Genomic DNA, 4975 nt, shown 5'->3' on the forward strand with positions numbered 1-4975 from the left:
AGGAAGTATTTGGTGCCACCAATGACCTTGATGTCCATGTGCGGGTAGCGCGTGGCAATGTCGTTCGCCGGATTATATTCGACGCTGGCATCGGGGTAGAAGGTGGTGCCGTTCGGTCCAACCTTCTTGAACCGGGTTCCATCTGGGCCGTATTCGATCGACGTCGTGGAGCCGTTGGCCTGGACGGCATAGACGCGGTTTGCAAGATCGTAATCGATCTGCCGACTTCCGTCGTTGACCATGTTGCCATTCGGATCATAGCTGAAGGCAACGCCGTTGAGTGACGTCGGTGCATGCGGGCGTGCGGAACCCGCCGGCGGATAGGCGAAGCTGCCGGCCAGGCGCGAGCGGCTGACCAGGTTGTCATTGTCGGCATAGCTGAAGGTCTCGCTGAAGGCCGGATTGTTTGCGCGGATAGCTGTCGCCACACGACCGAAGCGGTCATAGCTATAGGTCCAGTCATTGGCCGTACCGTCTTCGTCGATGGCGGTGATCCGGCCGGCGGCATCGCGGCTGTAGCTCGCGCCAAGCAAGCGGGTGCCGGCAGAGTTCTGGGTGACGATGCCCGTCAGCCAGCCGCGCTGCGGCGAATAGCTGAAGGTGGTCTTCACCCCATTGGCATAGGTGATCGAAGCCGTCTGCCCATCCGGCATATAGGTCGTGGCCGTGATATAGCCGGGGATCGTCAGCAACTGGCCCTTGCGGTCATAGGTCCAGTGACTGTTCTGATCCGCCACGGCCAGAGGCGTGGGACCGTTGTAGAAACGGTAAATCGGCTTCTGGCCTTGATCGTAGTAGTTCCATTCGTCGGACTGAGCGTCGCTGATATTGGAATATTTCTGAGCAGACAGACCGTTGGCGGCGTAGTTATAGATTTGAGTGGCTGTTGGGTTCGTCGCCGAGGTCAACTGACCCTTGTTGTAATAGCCGTTGCGCTGCTCATCATAGGTGTTTTGCGTGAGCAATACCCCGGGATCGCCGGAGACATTCAGGTTATATGCCTTCTTTTGAGCGACCCGGCCCATCGTGTCATAGCTGATGGTGATCTTTGCGCCACGTGCGTCCTGCTGGCCGATCAGTCGGTTCGCGTTGTCATAGGCATAGTACCAGGCCCCCATATCCGGATCGCTGGCGGAAAGGCGGTTCCCCATCAAATCATAATTGTAAGACCAGACCGCGCCGTCATTATCCTGAACCTGGATCATCCGGTGAGCGGGGTCGAAGGTTGCGGCATGGAGCCAGCGGGCAACGACACTGCCATCTGCGGCCGGTGCGGACCGCTGGATGATACCGATCGTGTCGCCCGCCGTTGATGTGAATGTCTGGGTCTGGATGCCGACTTCGTCGGTGACATAAGTTCCAAACATGGCTGTATTGGAAGACCGATCAATCGAATTGACCACGAAATAGCTATAGCTCTTTACCGTGCCGTCCGGGTTGGTGACCGCTAACGGTCGACCATTCCAGTCATAGGTCGTCGTTGTCGAATAAGCTGTCGCGTTTTCCACAAAGGGTCGGGTGACCCGGGAAACGTTACCGCGGGCATCGTAATCGGTGTCGACGATCGACGACGGTGTGACGTTGTCACCGAATGTGTAGGTTCGGCGAATGCGGCCAAGGCCATCAAAATAGGAATCGACCTGTGAATCGCTCCCACCGTTCGGCATGCTGGTCATTTTCGCGATACGCTGTGAGGATGTTCCCCAGTTGTAATAGGCCGTCCGTTCATAGGCACCAGTGACCGCGTTGAGCGACTGGGTCTGCCGGCATAGGGCATCATAGGTATAGCTTGTCCCGACACCATTGAAGTCATAGCTGTTGGCCATCTGGGAGCAGATGCCGTTATAGTTCGCAGTCTTCAGCAGCCCGTTCTGATAGCCGGTCCCGGTCAGGAACTGATGATAGGTGTCATCGTAACTGTAAGTGATTCTATCACCTGCGCCATTGGTCTCGGCTACCTTGTTGCCATAACTGTCATAGGTGAAGGTGTTCGTCTGGTAATTGCCCAAATCGACGTAATCTCGGCGCGTGGTCAGATCGCCCTTGGTTGGCGCACCACCAAAATCAAGACCATCATAGGCATAGGTCTGATAGCTGAGAACCGGGCCACTAGTTGTCGCTCCCTTGTAACTCGCTTTGCCACTGAGTTTGGTAACGATGTAATTCGACGGATTGTATGCTCGAGAATAGACTGTGGTTGTCTCATCACCATCGACATTGGGACGACCGAAGAAGGTTTCCTGAGCGATATTGCCATACCCGTCATAGGCATATTGGGTTACCAAGCTTTGGATAGCATTGTGCTCGCTATACTGGACACGCGTTTCCTGCTTCAAAGCCGTATAAGGAATATTGGTGTTGTTAGCGATGTAGGTATTGGTGGTCTGCCTCCAGGCAGATGCATCGTCTCCGTTTGCACGGATCACCGAGGGCAAGCCGACGGTTGCCATGTCCTGGAGGTATGTTGTTGTGACGGTGTTTCGGGCGGTTTGGCCATTGGCGAGCGGCAGGGTCTTGGTGACTTCGCCAAAGCCCATGAACTTGCGCTTGGCGGGCAGATAAAGGCCCTTGGCGTAGGCGTAGTCGGTGGTCGCCACCGTGCCATGAGCGTCGTCAAGCGAAATCGAGCTGACGGTCTGCGTTACGAAAGGCAGATAGGTGTTCTGCCACTTTGTCGACGGCGTATAACGCACCGTGACCTTCGCACCCTCAGACGTCGTCATCCCCGTCATCAGATTGGGGAAATCGCCCGTCGAACGACCGTAACGGACGGTATAAGGCTGACCCTTGAACGCCTTGTCGCAGTCGCCGTTTGTTGAATAGCTGCCATCTTGCGCGTTATAAGTCTTAACCCCGCAGCTAATTGCGGGCGCGGTCAGCAAATCGCTTAAACCATCACCGTCAAAGTCTCCTGCAGTTGCAAAACTACTATTGAATTTCATATCCTCATTGGCGAAGGAGGATTTGTTGCCGCTATAACGCAATCGCAGCATGCGCCACTTTCTCAAACCCCAAATCTCATCATCGGGACGCGTAGCAATCCCTAATCCTACCTCGCTTTTCTGATCACCATCCACATCCGATACAAACAGAGAAATAGCGTTATTGTAAGAGAGGCCGCTCCCACTGAAAGATGTCGTATATCCGCCGCTCCATTGCTGGTAAGTCTTGCCATTGAAAATGTACGGAACTACGCTGACATCATATGTGTCAGTTTGACTATCGTTGTCATGACGATATCCAACATTCACTTTAACAAGATCATCAAATCCGTCACCATTCAGATCGGTAAATATACAATCTCGCGTACATGGGATTGAAAGTAGCTTTTTTTCAACCCATGCACCATTTTCAAAAGAAGATGCTCGCAGTGATGTGTCGCCTGTATACATGCGCTGGATATGGCCATCGCCATAAAGTTCAGCCATGCCGACGGTTCTACTGCTGACTTTAATAAGTTTATCCGTCCCATCGCCATCATAATCTGTCGGCGTTTTGACCTCCTTGGCAGCTCCGCATATTGCCTTGGTGCCTGCATTGTCGACGACCGTCTCGCCTGTTGTTGCGGTACAATCGTTAACTTCAAGGGAGAAACTTGATCCGCTTCTGCGCATCAGAGCCTCCCAGCGGACGTTAATACTGCCTGTGTCTTTGAAGTACCGCACCATCATTTCCGTGCCCGTTTCACCTGTCCTGAATCGGCCAAGATGATAGGGAGGAATGGATTGATCGTAAAAAGTATTGTTAGCGTAGCATGGAATGCTGGCCATATCGATACTAGAAAAAGTTGTCTCACCGGGCTGACTGAAAAACAACTTATACGTACAGCTGTTCTTGATAATTTCGGATATGCCGTAACCGTCAACATCCGCTGCAGTGAAATTTGGAACTGATGCAGCCGATAACGGCAATCCGGTTATCGCGCCTGTCGAAACGGTTTGGCTAAAGTCGGTACCATTGGCATAGGTGAATGTGGTGGCCGGTAGAGATGTGCCGCCGGTGATCACATTGACACTGCTAAGTGTAAGGTCCGAGCCGAATTTCTGCGCCGACGTCAAACGCGAGGCATCGTCCGCAGGTGCTTGATCGTAATTGAGGGCATATCCGGCGATGTTGCTGGAGCCTGTCTTGATGACGATGGTCTTCAGGCGTCGTGTAGTCTGCGCGAGGGAGTTGCCAGTAGCCATGACCAGAGGATCAGGCCGTGTCTCATAGAAGAAGTTGACGGTCCGGTTGTTGTAACTGATAACCGAGGGATAGCAGACCGGTAGTGTATCGCAGGTATAGCTATAACTGGCCGTGTTGCCATGGGTGTCGGTGACACTTTTGACCAGCCAACGATAATTGGTCGCCTCGACCGTGGTGCTAGTCGAGCCAGCTAAGGACGCGGTGGATGCCAGCACCGTCTTTGTGCCGTCGCGTGCGGTGACCTCCCAGGTGTTGGACGAGGACACGTAGAGGATCCTCAGATAGTTCTCGGTCTCGCCAACCCAGTTACCGCCAACCTGGCAGGATACGCCAGCATTGTTGGTCGAGGCGCAGCTGGCGAGCGGCTCTCCGTTGAGCATGTAGACATCGTTTGCATCATAGGCGGGGATGCCGCGGCCAGGTCTTGCCCGCTCGATGACGGCAATGCCTTCCAGGCCCCAGCCATAGCCGAGCCAGCCCTGATAGAGGCCTGATACCTTGGTGCGCCGGGAACTGTCGTACTTGAAAGAAAGCTTCGGCTCCTCGCCGAAGCTTTTGGGGACGTCGATGGGAAACTCCTGAACGAAGGAACCGGAGCTTGAGACATCACTGGCCTTGGGGGCAACTGCGACCTGCTGCGGATCTCCGACGACTGCATCGGCATATGCCACTTTGCTTACAAGAAACGCAGAGCACAGAACAGCCACAGCGAAAGCAACATTTTGCTTCGTCAGCATATAAATTTCCCCAACCTAAATTAGAATAGAAAATTCCCCAATGTCATCGG

At 53.9% G+C, this 4975-nt stretch carries 1 protein-coding gene; it reads right to left on the minus strand.

Features of this window, described 5'->3' with window-relative positions; translation table 11 throughout:
• Nucleotides 1-4925 (minus strand): toxin TcdB middle/N-terminal domain-containing protein (locus tag T424_RS21545; RefSeq protein WP_037068385.1); only part of this gene is annotated, 4925 nt, incomplete at its 3' end.
• Between the last annotated feature and the right edge of the window lie 50 nt (nucleotides 4926-4975).

Origin of the sequence: Allorhizobium undicola ORS 992 = ATCC 700741 (assembly GCF_000621665.1) — a bacterium.
Lineage (GTDB): Bacteria > Pseudomonadota > Alphaproteobacteria > Rhizobiales > Rhizobiaceae > Allorhizobium > Allorhizobium undicola.